A 14,048-nucleotide genomic window follows, 5' to 3' on the forward strand; every position below is an offset into this window, starting at 1 on the left:
ATAAGTAGAGTAGCTACATGTCGCCTCCCGACAGTAACAGACATATGAGTAGACTGCCTACATGAAGGCGGATGCGCTGCGCGGACACCTGGACCCGATGATCCTGGCGGTCGTCGAGGACGAGCCCCTGCACGGCTACGCGATCATGGAGGCGCTGCTGGAGCGCAGCGGCGGCGAGCTCGACCTGCCGACCGGGACGCTCTATCCCGCGCTGCGGCGGCTGGAGCGGGCCGGCTACCTGTCCAGCGAGTGGAGCACGGTCGGCGGCCGGAAGCGCCGTACGTATCAGCTCACCAGTGCCGGCACGAAGATGCTTGCCTCAGGCAAGCAGGAGTGGGTGACCTTCCGGGCTGTGGTGGAAGGGGTGCTACGCCCGGGCCAGGCGTAGGACACGGCCGGCCTGGAGGCCGACGGCGAGCAGCGGCAGTACGACGAAACTCCAGACGATGCCGAAGGCTGGTACGTCGGGCGGGTGCGGGCTGGTCGCCGCCATGCCGACTCCGATCGCACTGATGACGACCGCGCTCGCCAAGGCGAACAACGCCGTGACCCGGCTGACATGATCCCGGACGAGCGGGTAGCGCAGCCCGACGCCGGCCGCGATCACTGCCAGGACCGCACCGGCGATCGCCACCATGCCGATGCCCCGGACCAGCGTCTGGAGGAAGTCGTTCAGCACGTTCGGCCGGCTGGGCTCCTGGTTCCAGCTCCAGACACCGTCCTGCCAGACGATCGGCTGCGCGATCAGCACCAGGAACAGCAGCATCGCGGTCCGCCGGCTCTGGCTGACCGCGAGCTCGGCCCGGTACCCCGGCACGACCTCGGAGAGCTCACCGAAGTCGGCCACAGCCTCCCGCTCGGCCTGCTCGCGATCCAGACCGTCGGCCTCGAAGGCCTCGGTCGCATCGGTCAGGTGGTCACGCGCCTCGGCCAGCAGGTCCGTCTTCCGGCGACGCGGGCCGGCGAGCGACTTGCTCAGCGCGGCCAGGTACTCGTCGACCGGCGTGCGGGTGCTTACGCGGCTGGACACGCCTCTCAGTATGGGTCCGCCAGGATCCGATCACGTCCGGGGTCCCACTGAATCTCCCCTGACGTTGGCCTGCCCGGCCGCCTTCCGGCGATGCTGCAGGATGAAGAATCCGATGTAGGAGATCACGACGATCGTGAAGCCGATCTTCTCGACGGTCGGCGTCGCGCCCTCCGGCCACAGCTTCCCGTCCAGGTAGTGCTCGATATAGCCGGCCGGGTACGGCGTCTCTCCCCCGCGGCGACGGAAATACTTCTCGGTCGCGGTGACCGGGCAACCGAAGTCGACCAGCACGATGACGATGTTCCACACAACGATGGCCAGGTGCGCCCAGATCACCTTGGGCCAGCGCCAGGCGAGGAAGCCGCCGATCAGGAAGAACACCAGCAGGGCGCCGTGCACCACCATCACGACGTCGGCGAGGAAGCGCCAGATCATGATGGCCCTGCCGTCAGGTGGCCGAGTCGCGGGTGAGGCCGTCCCGGACCGTGACCGGCGCGGGCGGTGAGTGCTCGGGCCGGATCGCGCCCATCAGCCGCTCCACCGCGGCCTCCATCTCACTGCGCCAGGTGATCGCCGAGCGCAGGTCGAGCCGGAGCCGGGGATTGCGCGGATGCTCGCGGACGACGCCGAACCCGACCGCTTGGAGGAACTCGGTCGGCCAGACGCAGCCCGGCCCGTCCCACCGGGAGTCGCCGAACGCCTCGACGGCCCGGAATCCGCGCTTGAGCACGTCCTTCGCGACCGCCTGGACGAGGATCTTCCCCAGCCCGAGCCCCAGGTAGCGCGGCTGGATCCGGCCGGTCGCGAGGACGACGGCATCCGGACTGACCGGCGCGGTCGGGAACGCCTGGATCCTCGGCAGGTACGCCGCCGGCGCGTACACCGCGAACCCGGCCGGCCCGTCGTCGACGTACAGCACGACACCCGCCGTACCCCAGTCGAGCAGGAGCTGGGAGAGCCAGGCCTCCTTCTCCAGGCCGGTGTCGCCGTTGCGGTCGGCCTGCCGGGCGGCGACCGGGTCGAGCTCCCAGAACACACAGTCACGGCACGCCATCGGTAGCTCGTCGAGATTGGCGAGCGTGAGCGGTTCGAGCCGTCGAGCCATCAGCGCGTCCGATCCGCGGTGCATCGCGTCCGGTCGGCCGGCGTGCTGGTTGTTACGTTCGTCACGGTCGGTATCACTTTACGACTCATCGAGTGGCCGGCTCCGGCGCCGGAGTCCGTGCGTCAGGTGTCACCGCCGCCTCCGGAGCGACGTACCGCTGTTGCACCTTCGCGGCGGGTTGCCGCCTGAACAGTTCGCCCGCGAACCCGGCCAGCACGCCCAGCAGCAGTCCACCGAGTGCCACGCCGGCTGTCTTGCTCACGCTCATCCGATCCGCCTTCCGGTTCCACCTCTCAGGCCGCACCGCCCCGCGTCACCGGCTGCGACCGTCTCAGCAGCCAGATCGCGGCATGGTCGAACCTGCCCCTATAAGGCATGGTAGTGAGACGTCCCGCCGATCCACAGCCCGGACCCAACTCGGGTCGGTCGACGTAACCTGGTGACTTCCCCCTCGATTCACCGTTGGAGTGGCCCCCGTGAGTACTGACGTGCCCGATGTCCGGCAGACCCGCCTCGACAACTACGTCGACCGGTACGCGGCACGGACCAAGGGCATGACCGCATCGGAGATCAGGGCGCTCTTCTCCGTCGCCAGCCGGCCTGAGGTGGTCTCCCTCGCGGGCGGCATGCCGAACATCGGCGGCCTGCCGCTGGACGTGGTCGGCAGCGCAGTCCGGGACCTGGCGATCGACAACGGCGCCACCGCGATGCAGTACGGCTCTGGTCAGGGTGATCCGGGCCTCCGCGACCAGATCTGCGACGTGATGCGGCTCGAGGGGATCGACGCCCATCCGGACGATGTGGTGATCACGGTCGGCAGCCAGCAGGCGGTCGATCTGGTGACACGGGTGTTCTGCGATCCGGGCGACGTGGTGATCTGCGAGGCTCCGTCGTACGTCGGTGCCCTTGGGGTGTTCCGCGCGTACCAGTGCGAGGTCGTCCATGTGGCGATGGACGACGACGGTGTCGTGCCCGAGGCGCTGGAGCAGGCGATCACCGCGGTGCGGGCGGCCGGCAAGCGGATCAAGTTCTTCTACACGATCCCGAACTTCCACAACCCGGCCGGGGTCTCGCTGTCCGAGGAGCGCCGGCGGCGAGTGCTGGAGATCTGTCAGCGTGCGGATCTGCTGGTGCTGGAGGACAACCCGTACGGCCTGCTCGGCTTCGACGGTGAGCCGCAGCGTGCGTTGCGGGCCGACGACCGCGAGGGTGTCATCTACCTCGGCTCGTTCTCGAAGACGTTCGCGCCGGGCTTCCGGGTCGGCTGGGCGGTTGCGCCGCACGCCGTCCGCGAAAAGCTTGTGCTGGCACAGGAATCGGCGACCCTGTGCCCGCCGGTGTTCAGCCAGCTGGCGATCTCGTCGTACCTGACCCGGCACGACTGGCTCGGGCAGGTGAAGCAGTTCCGGGAGATGTACCGGGAGCGCCGCGACGCGATGCTGGCCGCCCTGACCGAAAAGATGCCTGCGGCAACGACCTGGACCAGGCCGGGCGGCGGGTTCTATGTCTGGCTCACCCTGCCGGACGGCCTGGACGCGAAGGCGATGCTGCCGCGGGCGGTCACCGCCCGGGTCGCGTACGTGCCCGGGACCGCCTTCTTCGCCGACGGTTTCGGCTCCCAGTGCATGCGGTTGTCGTACTGTCATCCGACGCCCGCGCGGATCACCGAAGGGGTCGGCCGGCTGGCCGCGGTGATCCACGAGGAGCTCGAACTGCGGGAGACGTTCGGCCCGCTGACACCGGGTCCGGGGCGGGACTACGACGCCCCTGGGCCGGAGCTTAGCTAGGGGTCCTGCGCAAAGGTTGCGCAATGGATCTGCGGGCGCCCGGCGGGTACCTGAGACGGTCGCGGTACCGTTCCAGTGGGCCTCGGGACCGGCGACCGTGCCGGAGTCGCCCACGAGTGATCGGGATATTTGTGATGAGTGATCTGGGTCGAGTGCTGGTACTGGCAGGCGGACTGTCACACGAGCGGGATGTCTCGCTCCGGTCCGGCCGGCGGGTTGCCGACGCCCTGCGCAGTGTGGGTGTCGAGGTCGAGCAGCGTGACGTCGACGCCAATCTGGTCGAACGACTCCGCGAAGATCCGCCGGACGCGGTCTTCCCGGTCCTGCACGGCGTCACCGGCGAGGACGGCGCGCTCCGCCAGGTCCTCGACCTGTACGGCGTTCCGTACGTCGGAGCCGACGCGGCCGCGTGCCGGACGGCCTTCGACAAGCCAGTGGCCTCCACGATGGTCGGGACGGCCGGACTGAACACGCCGGCCTCGGTGGTGCTCGGGCATGAAACGTTCCGCGAGCTCGGTGCCGCCTCGCTGATGGAGGCGATCGTCAAGCAGATCGACCTGCCGCTGGTGGTGAAGCCGGCCCGCGGCGGTTCGGCGCTCGGGGTGACGATCGTGCGGTCGGCCGAGGAGCTGCCGTCGGCGATGGTGAACTGCTACGCGTACGGACCGGTGGCGTTGATCGAGCAGTACATCGACGGGACCGAGGTGGCCGTGACCGTGGTCGACACCGGGGATGGGCCGAAGGCCCTGCCGGCGGTGGAGATCCGGCCGGACTCCGGGTTCTACGACTACGAGGCGCGGTACACGGCCGGCGCGACGCAGTTCGTCGTACCGGCTCGGTTGGATGCCTCGGTGGCGGACGCGTGTGCGTCCGCGGCTGTCGCGGCCCATCAGGCGCTCGGGCTGCGGGATCTGTCCCGGTCCGACCTGGTGGTCGATGCCGCCGGTGTGCCGTGGTTCCTCGAGGTGAACGTGGCGCCGGGGATGACGGAGACCTCGCTGGTGCCGCTCGCCGCCGAGGCCGCGGGGATCGAGCTGGGCGTGCTGTGCCGCGACCTGCTGGCTGCCGCCGCGGCACGTTGAGGTCTTGATGGCTGAGCGACCGCTGTGGCGGACGATCCTGACGCCGCGGTGGTCCGGGCTGCTCCTGCTCGCGTTGGCGATCGCCGCGGTGATGTCGGCAATGGGCGTCTGGCAGCTGGACGTGTACCGGTCGAAGACCGACGCCGCGACGGCCAAGCGGGCTGATGCCGCGCCGGTTGCGATGCAGTCGCTGTTCTCGCTCGATGACGGTCTGCCGTCGAAGGCTGTCGGCCGCCGCGTCACGGTGAACGGGACATGGGCGCCGGCCGCCGACCAGCTCTTCATCACCGATCGCCGCCAGGGCTCGGCAGACGGCTTCTGGGTGGTGACTCCGCTGATGGTCTCGTCCGCCGGCTCCTCCTCCGGCTCCGGCTCGGCTGCCGGTGCGGTGATGGTGGTCCGCGGCTGGGTGCCGGCCGTGTCCGATCCGGCCGCCGCTCCGCCGTCCGGTCCTGTTTCGCTCACGGGCACTGTGACGGCCTCCGAGGCGGAGGACTCTTCGGACGACGCTGCCAAGGGACGCGTGCTGTCATCGCTCCGGATCCCCACGATCGTGCACCTTGTCGACTATCGGGTGTACGACGCGTTCGTGATCCAGTCGTCGGTCGACTCAGGCGTCGTACCTTCACCGGCGCCGGCCGTCGTACAACCACCTGCGCCGCCGACGGACCACGCCGGACTGCGGAACATCGCGTATGCCTTCCAGTGGTGGGTTTTCGCGGCCTTCACGTTGTGGATGTGGTGGCGGATGGTGCTGGACGCGCGTCGGACCCCTGACGAGCCGGATCCCGATTCCACTGCGTCGGAGTCCGGGGACGACCAGGCCGGGGAGCCTGTGGAGCCAAGCGGTACCGTTTCAGCGTGACTTCCTCAGCCGATCCCGCCACTTCCGCCAGCCCGCAGCCGCTGACCCCGGCCGTCCGGGGTGCCCTCATCCGGTACCGCGTGATCGCGTACGTCGTCGGTGTGATGCTGCTGCTGCTTGTGTTCGTCGCGATGCCGCTGAAGTACTTCGCCGACAAGCAGGGCGCGATGGACGTGATCGGTCCGCTCCATGGGTTCCTGTTCATGGTCTACCTGGTCGGCACGTTCGACCTGTATCGCCGGGTCCGCTGGTCGTTCCCCCGCCTCGTGATGACGGCCCTGGCCGGCACCATCCCGTTCCTCTCGTTCTACGCGGAGCGGAAGACCACGCACGAACTGGTCGGCCGGTAATCCCCTTGGAGGCTCGGCCCTTCTGACCTAGCTTCAGGTCCGTGCCCAGCCTCCACGACATCACGCAGTCGAACCGCGCCAGCTGGAACCAGATCCACCACGCCCGCCCCGGCGAGCCCGCGGCGTTCTTCTCCTCCGGAGGCTCCGCTCTCGAGGCCGACGAGATCGCCGCGGCCGGAGATGTTGCCGGCCGGCAGGTGCTCCAGCTCGCCTGCTCCTGCGGCGATCAAGCCCTGTCCTGGGCCTTGCTGGGCGCCAAGGTCACCGGCGTCGACATCTCCGAGGTCGCGGTCTCGATGGCCGCGACAAGGCCGCTGCCACCGGTCTCGCGGTCGACTTCCGCCAAGCGGACATGTTCGACCTCCCAGCCGAGCTGACCGGCTTCGATCTCATCTACTTGAGCTGGGGCGCCATCTGCTGGGTCCTTGACCTGGCCGTCTTCGCGCACCTCGTCGCCGACCGGCTGGCTCCTGGCGGGTCGGTCCTGCTCGCGGACCATCACCCGATCTGGGAAGTCCTCGCCGTCCGCGGCCGGAGCCAGCTGGACGTCACTGCCGACTACTTCGGCCGCTCCACACCCCGCGCCACCATCGACAACGCCAAGCTCCCCACCGGCGCTCGCGACAACCCGACCGCCCCTGGCTTCACCGCGTTCATCTGGCCGCCGAACGACATCATCACCAGCCTCATGTCGGCCGGGCTCCACCTCGCCGCTTTCCGCGAGTCCCCCGCCCCCGACATGTACCCCGGCCTCGGCCTCGCCGCGGCCCAGCTCCCCGCCACCTACCTCATCAAAGCCACGCGCAATGTTTCACATGAAACATCGCCGCGAGTCACCAAGTAACTTTGTCGACAAATCCCGCCTGGTCCTGGGGCGCGACCCCTGGGATTCCTCTGTCAGCGCGATCCTAAGCGCCGTGGCTGTCCTGCTTGTTGGGGTCCATCAGCGTGACGATGCGTTCGAGGTCATCGAGGGAGGCGAACTCGACGGTGATCTTCCCCTTGGTCTTGCCGAGGTCGACCTTGACGCGGGTTTCGAAGCGGTCGGAGAGACGATCGGCCAGGTCGACGAGGCGTGGGGCGACCGGCTTGTTGCGGCGGCGCTGCGCCGGCGTCGGGTCATCGCCGTTCATGTCGCCCAGGGCAACGATCTCTTCGACCGTGCGCACCGAGAGGCCCTCGGCAACGATCCGCTGGGCCAGTCGCTCGATCGCGTCGCCGCTCGGAAGGCCGAGCAGGGCGCGGGCGTGACCGGCGGACAGCACGCCGGCCGCCACGCGGCGCTGGACCGACGCCGGGAGCTTCAGCAGCCGCAATGTGTTGGAGATCTGCGGACGAGACCGACCGATGCGGGTGGCGAGCACCTCCTGGGTGCAGCCGAAGTCGTCGAGCATCTGCTGGTACGCCGCGGCCTCTTCGAGCGGGTTCAGCTGACTGCGGTGCAGGTTCTCCAGCAACGCGTCCCTGAGCATCACGTCGTCCTGGGTGTCACGGACGATCGCGGGGATCGTGGTGAGGCCGGCCTGCTGCGTCGCCCGCCAGCGACGCTCGCCCATCACCAGTTCGTACTTGTCCTTCTCGAGCCGCCGGACGACGATCGGCTGCAGCAGCCCGATCTCCTTGACCGAGTGGACCAGCTCCTCCATCGCGTCCTCGTCGAAGACGCTGCGCGGCTGCTTCGGGTTCGGAGTGATCTTGTCGACGTCGATCTCCGCGAACTCAGCCCCCGGTACGGCGGCCAACTCGGGAGTCGACGGTGTCGCGATCGGCGGCGCTCCCGGGATCGAGTGGGACTTGCTGCCGAGCGTCGTACTGGTGCCGGGAGCCGGGTTGCTGGGGATCAGCGCACCTAGTCCGCGTCCGAGTCGGGTGTTCATCGCGCTCCCTCGAGTTCGACATCCTGCTGAGCTACTGCTGACCTGCCGCACCTGCCACCGTCCGCCGCGGGCGCTCGTTTCACGTGAAACGGTGCCACAGCGATCAAGCGAATCAGGAGTTGTTCCGCATCGCGATCTCGCGGGACGCCTCGAGGTACGAGAGGGCTCCGGCGGACGCCGGGTCGTAGGCGAGCACGGTCTGGCCGTGGCTCGGCGCCTCCGAGATCCGCACCGACCGCGGTACCGCGGTCCGCAGTACGGCGTCCTGGAAATGGCCACGGACCTCGGCGGCGACTTCACCGGCCAGCTTGGTGCGGGCGTCGTACATGGTGAGCAGGATGGTGGAGACGTCGAGCCCGGGGTTCAGGTGCGACTTCACCATGTCGATGTGCCGGAGGAGCTGGGACAGACCTTCGAGCGCGTAGTACTCGCTCTGGATCGGGACCAGGACCTCGCGGGCGGCGGTCAGTGCGTTCACGGTCAGGAGGCCGAGTGACGGCGGGCAGTCGATGAAGACGTAGTCGTACTTCTCCCCCGCGGCCTCGGTCTCGGCCAGGTGCGTGTCGAGGACCCGCTTCAGCCGGCTCTCCCGGGCCACGATGCTGACGAGCTCGATCTCGGCACCGGCCAGGTCGATCGTCGCCGGGATCACCATGATGCCCGGGTGCTCGGCGCACGGCTGGAGCAGCTTGCTCAACGGCTCGTTCTCGATGATCGCCTCGTAGACACCCGGGGTTCCCTCCGAGTGGTCGATCCCGAGGGCGGTCGAGGCGTTGCCCTGGGGGTCGAGGTCGATCACCAGGATCCGGGCGCCGTACAGCGCGAGGCCGGCGGCGACGTTCACGGTGGTGGTTGTCTTGCCGACGCCGCCCTTCTGGTTGGCGACGACGAAGACTCGGGTTTCAGCGGGCAGCGGGAACTCGCGGCCCATCGTGCGTCCTTCATTCACCAGCAGGGTCCGTTCGGTGGCGGCGGCGATCGGAGTCTCGAGAAGTCGTCGCTGAAGCTCGTCCGACGTGGCCCGCGCGGCGATCTGTGCGGCAGTCATAGCGCCCATTCCGATAGGTGCGGGACTTGGCCCGAAGAGGATGTCAGTAGGGGTCGGGGCAGGTCTGCCCCCAGCTTCGTCCACAGGCCTCTGTGGACGAATTCCCGTGTGCGAGGGCAGTTTCGTGCGGTCGTCATCCACAGGCCGTGGAGACTCCGCGAAGTCCTGGTCGGCGTCCACCAGTGACGCCGTTTCCCGTCCGGGACCATCATCTCCCAACTCCCCCGTTTCACGTGAAACGGGGTCAGCTGCCGGAGCAACGTCGAGGCCGGCTGCGGCGACTGCCCGCAGTGCCGAGCTGTCGATCGCCCTGCGGTCCTCGACCGACCCGCTCATCGCAAGCGACTCGGAGACTGGCGCAGGCAGATCGATTGTGGCCCGCACGGCCCCAACCATCGGAGCCGAAGCGACCGGCGCGGGGACCGAGGCAACAGACGTGCGGTCCGAGGCCGGCGCGGCAGCCGGGACCGCCGATGTCGGAACCGGGGCGGCGGGCGTGCCGACCGATGTGGCCGACGCAGCAGCCGGTGTGGCCGCCGAAGCAGCTGGGGCCGCTGAAGTCGGAACCGGTGCGGCGGGCGTGGCGGCCGGTGCGGCGGACGCGGCAGCCGGTGTGGCCGACGCGGCAGCCGAGGCGGCCGGCATCGGATCGGCAGTTGCCGACGTGGGAGCCGAGCCGGCCGGCGCGGGAGCCGCAGGAGCCGGGACGGCTGACGTCGGAGCGCCGGCGGCCGAGGTAGCTGCCGGGGTGGGGGAGGTGGGGACTGGCGGTGCGGGGGCGGGGCGGGTGGCGGCGGGCGGATCTGGAGTGATCAGGCGGACGGCGGAATCCGGATCGGAGGGCCAGCCGATGGCCTGGGATGTTCTCGGTTCACCGGTGCTCTTCTCGGGCCATCCGAGGGCACGACTCACCAACCCGCTCACCTCCCGCGTCTTCCGTGCCGGGATCCCCCTGCAGCACGTCCGGCCACAATACTCACGACAGTCGTCGGCTGGGCCAGTTCATCGACGCCGAGTTGGTGAATGTGCCACAGCTCGGCCCCGAGCGCCGCGAGCTCCCGTTCGGAGGAGTCCAGTTCCTCCTCCGCCGACGATCCCTTCATCGCGAGCATCAGCCCCCCTTCGACACACAGTGGCAGACACCACCGGGCCAGTTTGCCCAAGGGAGCCACGGCTCGCGAAGTCACCACGTCGTACGACGCCGGGGGAAGTTCTTCGGCCCGGGCCCGGACCACGGTCGCGTTGTCGAGCGCGAGTACGTCGACCGTCTCCTGGAGGAAGGTGGTGCGCCGGAGCAAGGGCTCGACGAGCGCAACCTCGAGGTCGGGACGAACCAGCGCGAGGACGATCCCGGGCAGACCCGCGCCGGTGCCGACATCGGCGACCGACGACTCTTCCGGGATCAGGCGCTCGAGGACGGCACAGTTCAGCAGGTGCCGGTCCCACAGCTTCGGAACCTCACGCGGGCCGATCAGCCCACGGACCGTGCCCTGGGTGGCGAGGAGGTCGGCATAGGCCGCAAGCCGAACCGCCGCCCGTGGATACAGTTCCTCCACGAGCGGCGGCGGCGTTTCACGTGAAACGTGCTCGGTCACGAGCCCACGATCACGACGGCTGAACGACGACGCGCCGGCGGGGCTCCTCGCCCTCCGACTCGCTGGTCAGGCCGGCGGCCGCGACGACGTCGTGGACCACCTTGCGCTCGAACGGCGTCATCGGGTCCAGGCGCACCGGGGTCCCGGTCGCCTTGACCTCCTCGACCGCCTTGCGCCCGACCTCTTCCAGTTCGGCCTTCCGGTTCGCCCGGTAGTTCGACACGTCCAGCATCAGCCGGGACCGCTCGCCGGTCTCCCGGTACACCGCCAGCCGGGTCAGCTCCTGCAGCGCCTCCAGGACCTTGCCGTTCTCACCGACGAGGTTGTTCAGCTCCGCGCCGACGATCGACACTGCGGCCCGATCGCCGTCGATGTCCATGTCGATGTCGCCGTCGAGGTCGGCGATGTCCAGCAACTCCTCGAGGTAGTCGGCGGCGATGTCGCTCTCCGCCTCCAGCGCCTTCAGCCGGTCGGCGGCGGTGCTGGTGGTACCGGCGGACTGCTCCGCCGCCTCGCTGTTCTGCATGCCGTCGGTCACGGCCACTCCTTCACAATGTCGAGATCCGCCCCACGGGGACCCAGGTCGTTCACAAGCAGGGAGACGAACCGGCGCACGCCGATCAGCGCGAGCCGCCGGACTTCTTCTGCGCCGCCTTCTTCTGCGCGGCCGACTTGGCCGCGGGCTGGCGCTTCGTAGCCGCACCCTTCTTGGCAGCCGGCTGCTTCTTGGCGGCACCGGCCTGAGTCTTCTTGGTCGCACCCTGCTGAGCGTTCGAGGACGTCTGTCCATTGCTCGGGGCGGTGTCCGCGTCCGACGGCGTCGCCGCGGCTCCACCGGTGGTCACGGGGCCACCCCTGCGGTCGCTGCGGGACTGCCGCTTCGGCTGCTGCCGCTGCGCCGGACGACGATCCTGGACGGCGGTGTCCGTCGTACCCTCGGCGCCCGCCAGGCCCGCGTCGGCCGGGCGGCCGGCGCGCAGGTTGTGCTCGCGCTTGCGGGCCTCCATCGCGTCGTACGCCGGGGTGCCCGGAGCCGGGTTGCGGCGGATCACGTAGAACTGCTGGCCCATCGTCCACACGTTCGACACGAACCAGTAGATGAGCACACCGATCGGGAAGTTGAAGCCACCGATCAGGAAGAAGATCGGGAAGACGTACAGCATGATCTTCTGCATCTGCGCGGCCTGGCCGGTGAGGGCCTCCTTCGGCATGTTCTTGCGCATCAGCTGAAGCTGCGTGGTGAACATCGTCGCCGTCATCAAGATGATCAGCACGATCGCGACGGCCTTGACGTTGTTCGCGCCCGGGCCGCTCGCCTTCAGGAAGCTCTGCGAGATCTCCGCGCCGAAGATCTTCGCGTGCTGCAGCGAGAAGACCAACGGCTGCATGATCGCGCTGTGCGCCTTGCCGTTGGCCGCATAGTCGAGCACCCGGAACAGGGCCAGGAAGATCGGCGACTGCAGCAGCAGCGGCAGGCACGAGGAGAACGGGTTGGTGCCCGTCTCCTTGTACAGCTTCATCATTTCCTGACCGAGCTTCTCCCGGTCATGGCCGTACTTCTTCTGCAGCTCCTTCATCTGCGGCTGCAGCAGCTGCATGTTCCGGCTGGAGCGGATCTGCCGGACGAACAGCGGGATCAGCAGGGTCCGGATCACCACGGTGAGGCCGGCGATGGACAGCGCCCAGGCCCAGCCGCCGTTCGGATCGAGCACCTGGCTCCACAGCCAGTGCCAGCCGACGAGCAGGGCCGACACAGCCCAGTACAGCGGCGTCATGATGGTGTTGAACAGGTCTACGATCCCGTCCCACACCGCGAGCCCGGGGATGGCCAGAAGAGTCACTCATGCACCTCGCTGCACAGGCCCGCCGTCGGCTGACGATCCGGGCTGGTTGGCGGAGATCGAGTCTCCGCGCTGGTCGACATCTGTGGGTGGAACGGGGTCGTAGCCGCCGGGGTTCCACGGGTGGCAGCGGGCGAGTCTCTTCGCCGCCAGCCAGCTACCGCGCACCGCACCGTGGCGCTCGACCGCCTCCAAGGCGTACGCCGAACAACTCGGGTAGAACCTGCACACCTGCCCGTACATCGGGCTGATGATCAGCCGGTACAACTTCAGGAAACCGATGATCCCGCTCTTCACGGGATTGAACCGCATCATGGTGTCAGCAACCGCTTCAGCGCACCGTCGACATCCGCCGCCAGCTCGTCGTACGACGCGGCGCCGGACGACGGGAGTGCGCGGACGACGGTGAGGCTGCCGACCGGCAGCTCGGGGAGCCGGGTGGCCAGGACAGCACGCAGGCGGCGGTGGACCCGGTTCCGCAGAACCGCATTGCCCACCGCCTTGTTCACCACGAATCCAACGCGAGCGGGCTCGGCCGTGGCGTCGTCCGCCCGGCCGTCCCGCACCAGAAGATGGAGCACCACCGCGCGCCGGCCCGCGCGCCGTCCAGAACGAACGGCGCGGCGGAAGTCGTCAGACCGGCGGAGCCGGTTCGACGCGGGCAACACGAGGTGGTCACCGTCGAGAAGGTCGCTCAGGCCGCGAGGCGCTGGCGGCCCTTGCCACGGCGGGCGGCGATGATGGCGCGACCCGCACGGGTGCGCATCCGAAGACGAAAGCCGTGCTTCTTGTGCCGGCGCCGGTTGTTCGGCTGGAACGTCCGCTTGCTCACTGGAATGACTCCGGTTACTCGAGATCACAAAATTGTCGACAAATCCATGGATAGATCTGCCGCTGGTGCAAGTCCTGCACACCACTCAAGAACCAGGTGGTCCAGCAGGGAGCGCAGCACGAAACGGCCGGCTCAACACCGACTGATCCACGGTACGTGGCCGCCTGTGGACAGGTCAAACCAGCCATCCCCAGAGTTGTCCACAGACCTGTGGACAGAATAGTGGGTGGGTGGTTGGTCGAGTGGTCGTCCCAGGATCGTCACTGTCCGATCCGATTCGCCACCGTCAGCGATCACCGACCACGACTACGCTCCGGCGTCTACCCGACACGCCGGAGGTTGCCCCCAATTTGTGCTTCATAGCCTGTGGATGACGGCTTGAAGCAGCCTGGGCGGACTTGTTAGCGTCAGCCCCTCACACCAGATGTCCCACACCCCGCGATCGGTAACCAACCTGCTCCACGCGTCGTTCACAGTTGTGGACAACCGTGTGGACAGTGCGGCGATCGGACTGCGGAAACCAGCAACCGCGCTGAGCCGAACAGCACGACGACTCACCGGCCGCACGGTGTCGGGTCGAATGGTCGCGCCGCCCGGGTCCACCCGGAACGCGCCGGCCACCGCAGCGATGAATCG

The 14,048-nt window shown here is 68.6% G+C and carries 18 protein-coding genes and 1 pseudogene; 7 read left to right on the top strand and 12 right to left on the bottom strand.

Going from position 1 to position 14,048, the window contains the following annotated elements; genetic code table 11:
• Positions 1–61 precede the first annotated feature (61 nt).
• Positions 62–388 carry a PadR family transcriptional regulator gene (locus ACXC9Q_RS13050; RefSeq protein ID WP_328524843.1) on the top strand — a complete coding sequence of 109 codons (327 nt, stop codon included), beginning with the start codon at positions 62–64 and terminating at the stop codon, positions 386–388.
• Here ACXC9Q_RS13050 and ACXC9Q_RS13055 read toward each other — a convergent pair.
• From ACXC9Q_RS13055 to ACXC9Q_RS13070, 4 genes are all read right to left on the bottom strand, one after another.
• A complete protein-coding gene (locus ACXC9Q_RS13055) occupies positions 368–1,030 on the bottom strand; it encodes a permease prefix domain 1-containing protein (RefSeq protein ID WP_457056733.1) in 663 nt (220 codons plus the stop codon). The genes ACXC9Q_RS13050 and ACXC9Q_RS13055 overlap by 21 nt on opposite strands.
• Positions 1,031–1,060: 30 nt before the next feature.
• Positions 1,061–1,465: a DUF2784 domain-containing protein gene (locus ACXC9Q_RS13060; protein ID WP_457056734.1), complete on the bottom strand. Its 405-nt coding sequence runs from the start codon at positions 1,463–1,465 to the stop codon at positions 1,061–1,063.
• A 13-nt stretch (positions 1,466–1,478) separates the two neighbouring features.
• The gene (locus ACXC9Q_RS13065; RefSeq protein WP_457056735.1) at positions 1,479–2,135 is read right to left on the bottom strand and encodes a GNAT family N-acetyltransferase; all 657 of its coding nucleotides are present in this window, start codon (positions 2,133–2,135) and stop codon (positions 1,479–1,481) included.
• A gap of 85 nt (positions 2,136–2,220) precedes the next feature.
• Positions 2,221–2,403 (bottom strand): hypothetical protein, encoded by a 183-nt coding sequence (locus ACXC9Q_RS13070; RefSeq protein ID WP_457056736.1) that lies wholly within the window; start codon positions 2,401–2,403, stop codon positions 2,221–2,223.
• 208 nt (positions 2,404–2,611) lie between these two features.
• Here ACXC9Q_RS13070 and ACXC9Q_RS13075 point away from each other — a divergent pair, with 208 nt between their 5' ends.
• The 6 genes from ACXC9Q_RS13075 to ACXC9Q_RS13100 all read left to right on the top strand — a co-directional run bounded on the left by ACXC9Q_RS13075 (position 2,612) and on the right by ACXC9Q_RS13100 (position 7,063).
• Entirely contained in the window at positions 2,612–3,922 is a 1,311-nt protein-coding gene (locus ACXC9Q_RS13075) for an aminotransferase-like domain-containing protein (protein WP_457056737.1), read from the top strand.
• Positions 3,923–4,056: 134 nt separating this feature from the next.
• A complete protein-coding gene (locus tag ACXC9Q_RS13080) occupies positions 4,057–5,004 on the top strand; it encodes a D-alanine--D-alanine ligase family protein (protein ID WP_457056738.1) in 948 nt (315 codons plus the stop codon).
• A 7-nt stretch (positions 5,005–5,011) separates the two neighbouring features.
• A complete protein-coding gene (locus ACXC9Q_RS13085) occupies positions 5,012–5,869 on the top strand; it encodes an SURF1 family protein (protein ID WP_457056739.1) in 858 nt (285 codons plus the stop codon).
• A complete protein-coding gene (locus ACXC9Q_RS13090; RefSeq protein WP_457056740.1) occupies positions 5,866–6,219 on the top strand; it encodes a DUF3817 domain-containing protein in 354 nt (117 codons plus the stop codon). The genes ACXC9Q_RS13085 and ACXC9Q_RS13090 overlap by 4 nt, the downstream gene beginning before the upstream one ends.
• 41 nt (positions 6,220–6,260) lie before the next feature.
• On the top strand, positions 6,261–6,596 hold the full coding sequence (locus ACXC9Q_RS13095) for a hypothetical protein (RefSeq protein ID WP_457056741.1): 336 nt from the start codon (positions 6,261–6,263) through the stop codon (positions 6,594–6,596).
• Positions 6,572–7,063: a hypothetical protein gene (locus tag ACXC9Q_RS13100; protein WP_457056742.1), complete on the top strand. Its 492-nt coding sequence runs from the start codon at positions 6,572–6,574 to the stop codon at positions 7,061–7,063. The genes ACXC9Q_RS13095 and ACXC9Q_RS13100 overlap by 25 nt, the downstream gene beginning before the upstream one ends.
• A 64-nt stretch (positions 7,064–7,127) precedes the next feature.
• On the opposite strand, the gene ACXC9Q_RS13105 is transcribed toward ACXC9Q_RS13100, so the two are convergent.
• The 8 genes and pseudogenes from ACXC9Q_RS13105 to rpmH all read right to left on the bottom strand — a co-directional run bounded on the left by ACXC9Q_RS13105 (position 7,128) and on the right by rpmH (position 13,412).
• Positions 7,128–8,096, bottom strand: coding sequence for a ParB/RepB/Spo0J family partition protein (locus ACXC9Q_RS13105; RefSeq protein WP_457056743.1), 969 nt, complete (start codon positions 8,094–8,096; stop codon positions 7,128–7,130).
• A 112-nt stretch (positions 8,097–8,208) separates the two neighbouring features.
• Positions 8,209–9,144, bottom strand: a complete 936-nt coding sequence (locus tag ACXC9Q_RS13110) for an AAA family ATPase (protein ID WP_457056744.1) — start codon at positions 9,142–9,144, stop codon at positions 8,209–8,211.
• A 920-nt stretch (positions 9,145–10,064) separates the two neighbouring features.
• A complete protein-coding gene (gene rsmG / locus ACXC9Q_RS13115; protein WP_457056745.1) occupies positions 10,065–10,739 on the bottom strand; it encodes a 16S rRNA (guanine(527)-N(7))-methyltransferase RsmG in 675 nt (224 codons plus the stop codon).
• A 10-nt stretch (positions 10,740–10,749) separates the two neighbouring features.
• A complete protein-coding gene (locus ACXC9Q_RS13120) occupies positions 10,750–11,277 on the bottom strand; it encodes a Jag family protein (RefSeq protein ID WP_457056746.1) in 528 nt (175 codons plus the stop codon).
• 316 nt (positions 11,278–11,593) lie between these two features.
• Positions 11,594–12,514, bottom strand: a pseudogene (gene yidC / locus ACXC9Q_RS13125) (membrane protein insertase YidC); the annotation flags it as partial.
• 66 nt (positions 12,515–12,580) lie between these two features.
• Positions 12,581–12,895 carry a membrane protein insertion efficiency factor YidD gene (gene yidD, locus ACXC9Q_RS13130; RefSeq protein WP_457056747.1) on the bottom strand — a complete coding sequence of 105 codons (315 nt, stop codon included), beginning with the start codon at positions 12,893–12,895 and terminating at the stop codon, positions 12,581–12,583.
• Positions 12,892–13,248, bottom strand: a complete 357-nt coding sequence (rnpA, locus tag ACXC9Q_RS13135; protein ID WP_457056748.1) for a ribonuclease P protein component — start codon at positions 13,246–13,248, stop codon at positions 12,892–12,894. The genes yidD and rnpA overlap by 4 nt, the downstream gene beginning before the upstream one ends.
• A gap of 26 nt (positions 13,249–13,274) precedes the next feature.
• Positions 13,275–13,412 carry a 50S ribosomal protein L34 gene (gene rpmH / locus ACXC9Q_RS13140; RefSeq protein WP_130386492.1) on the bottom strand — a complete coding sequence of 46 codons (138 nt, stop codon included), beginning with the start codon at positions 13,410–13,412 and terminating at the stop codon, positions 13,275–13,277.
• Between the last annotated feature and the right edge of the window lie 636 nt (positions 13,413–14,048).

This window comes from Kribbella sp. CWNU-51 (genome assembly GCF_054073265.1).

Excerpts from the sequence above, each read along its gene's own strand:
- ACXC9Q_RS13050 (WP_328524843.1), top strand. The coding sequence starts at position 62 with ATGAAGGCGGATGCGCTGCGCGGACACCTGGACCCGATGATCCTGGCG.
- ACXC9Q_RS13060 (WP_457056734.1), bottom strand. The coding sequence starts at position 1,465 with ATGATCTGGCGCTTCCTCGCCGACGTCGTGATGGTGGTGCACGGCGCC.
- ACXC9Q_RS13065 (WP_457056735.1), bottom strand. The coding sequence starts at position 2,135 with ATGGCTCGACGGCTCGAACCGCTCACGCTCGCCAATCTCGACGAGCTA.
- ACXC9Q_RS13070 (WP_457056736.1), bottom strand. The coding sequence starts at position 2,403 with ATGAGCGTGAGCAAGACAGCCGGCGTGGCACTCGGTGGACTGCTGCTG.
- ACXC9Q_RS13080 (WP_457056738.1), top strand. The coding sequence starts at position 4,057 with ATGAGTGATCTGGGTCGAGTGCTGGTACTGGCAGGCGGACTGTCACAC.
- ACXC9Q_RS13085 (WP_457056739.1), top strand. The coding sequence starts at position 5,012 with ATGGCTGAGCGACCGCTGTGGCGGACGATCCTGACGCCGCGGTGGTCC.
- ACXC9Q_RS13100 (WP_457056742.1), top strand. The coding sequence starts at position 6,572 with ATGTTCGACCTCCCAGCCGAGCTGACCGGCTTCGATCTCATCTACTTG.
- ACXC9Q_RS13105 (WP_457056743.1), bottom strand. The coding sequence starts at position 8,096 with ATGAACACCCGACTCGGACGCGGACTAGGTGCGCTGATCCCCAGCAAC.
- ACXC9Q_RS13110 (WP_457056744.1), bottom strand. The coding sequence starts at position 9,144 with ATGACTGCCGCACAGATCGCCGCGCGGGCCACGTCGGACGAGCTTCAG.
- yidD (WP_457056747.1), bottom strand. The coding sequence starts at position 12,895 with ATGATGCGGTTCAATCCCGTGAAGAGCGGGATCATCGGTTTCCTGAAG.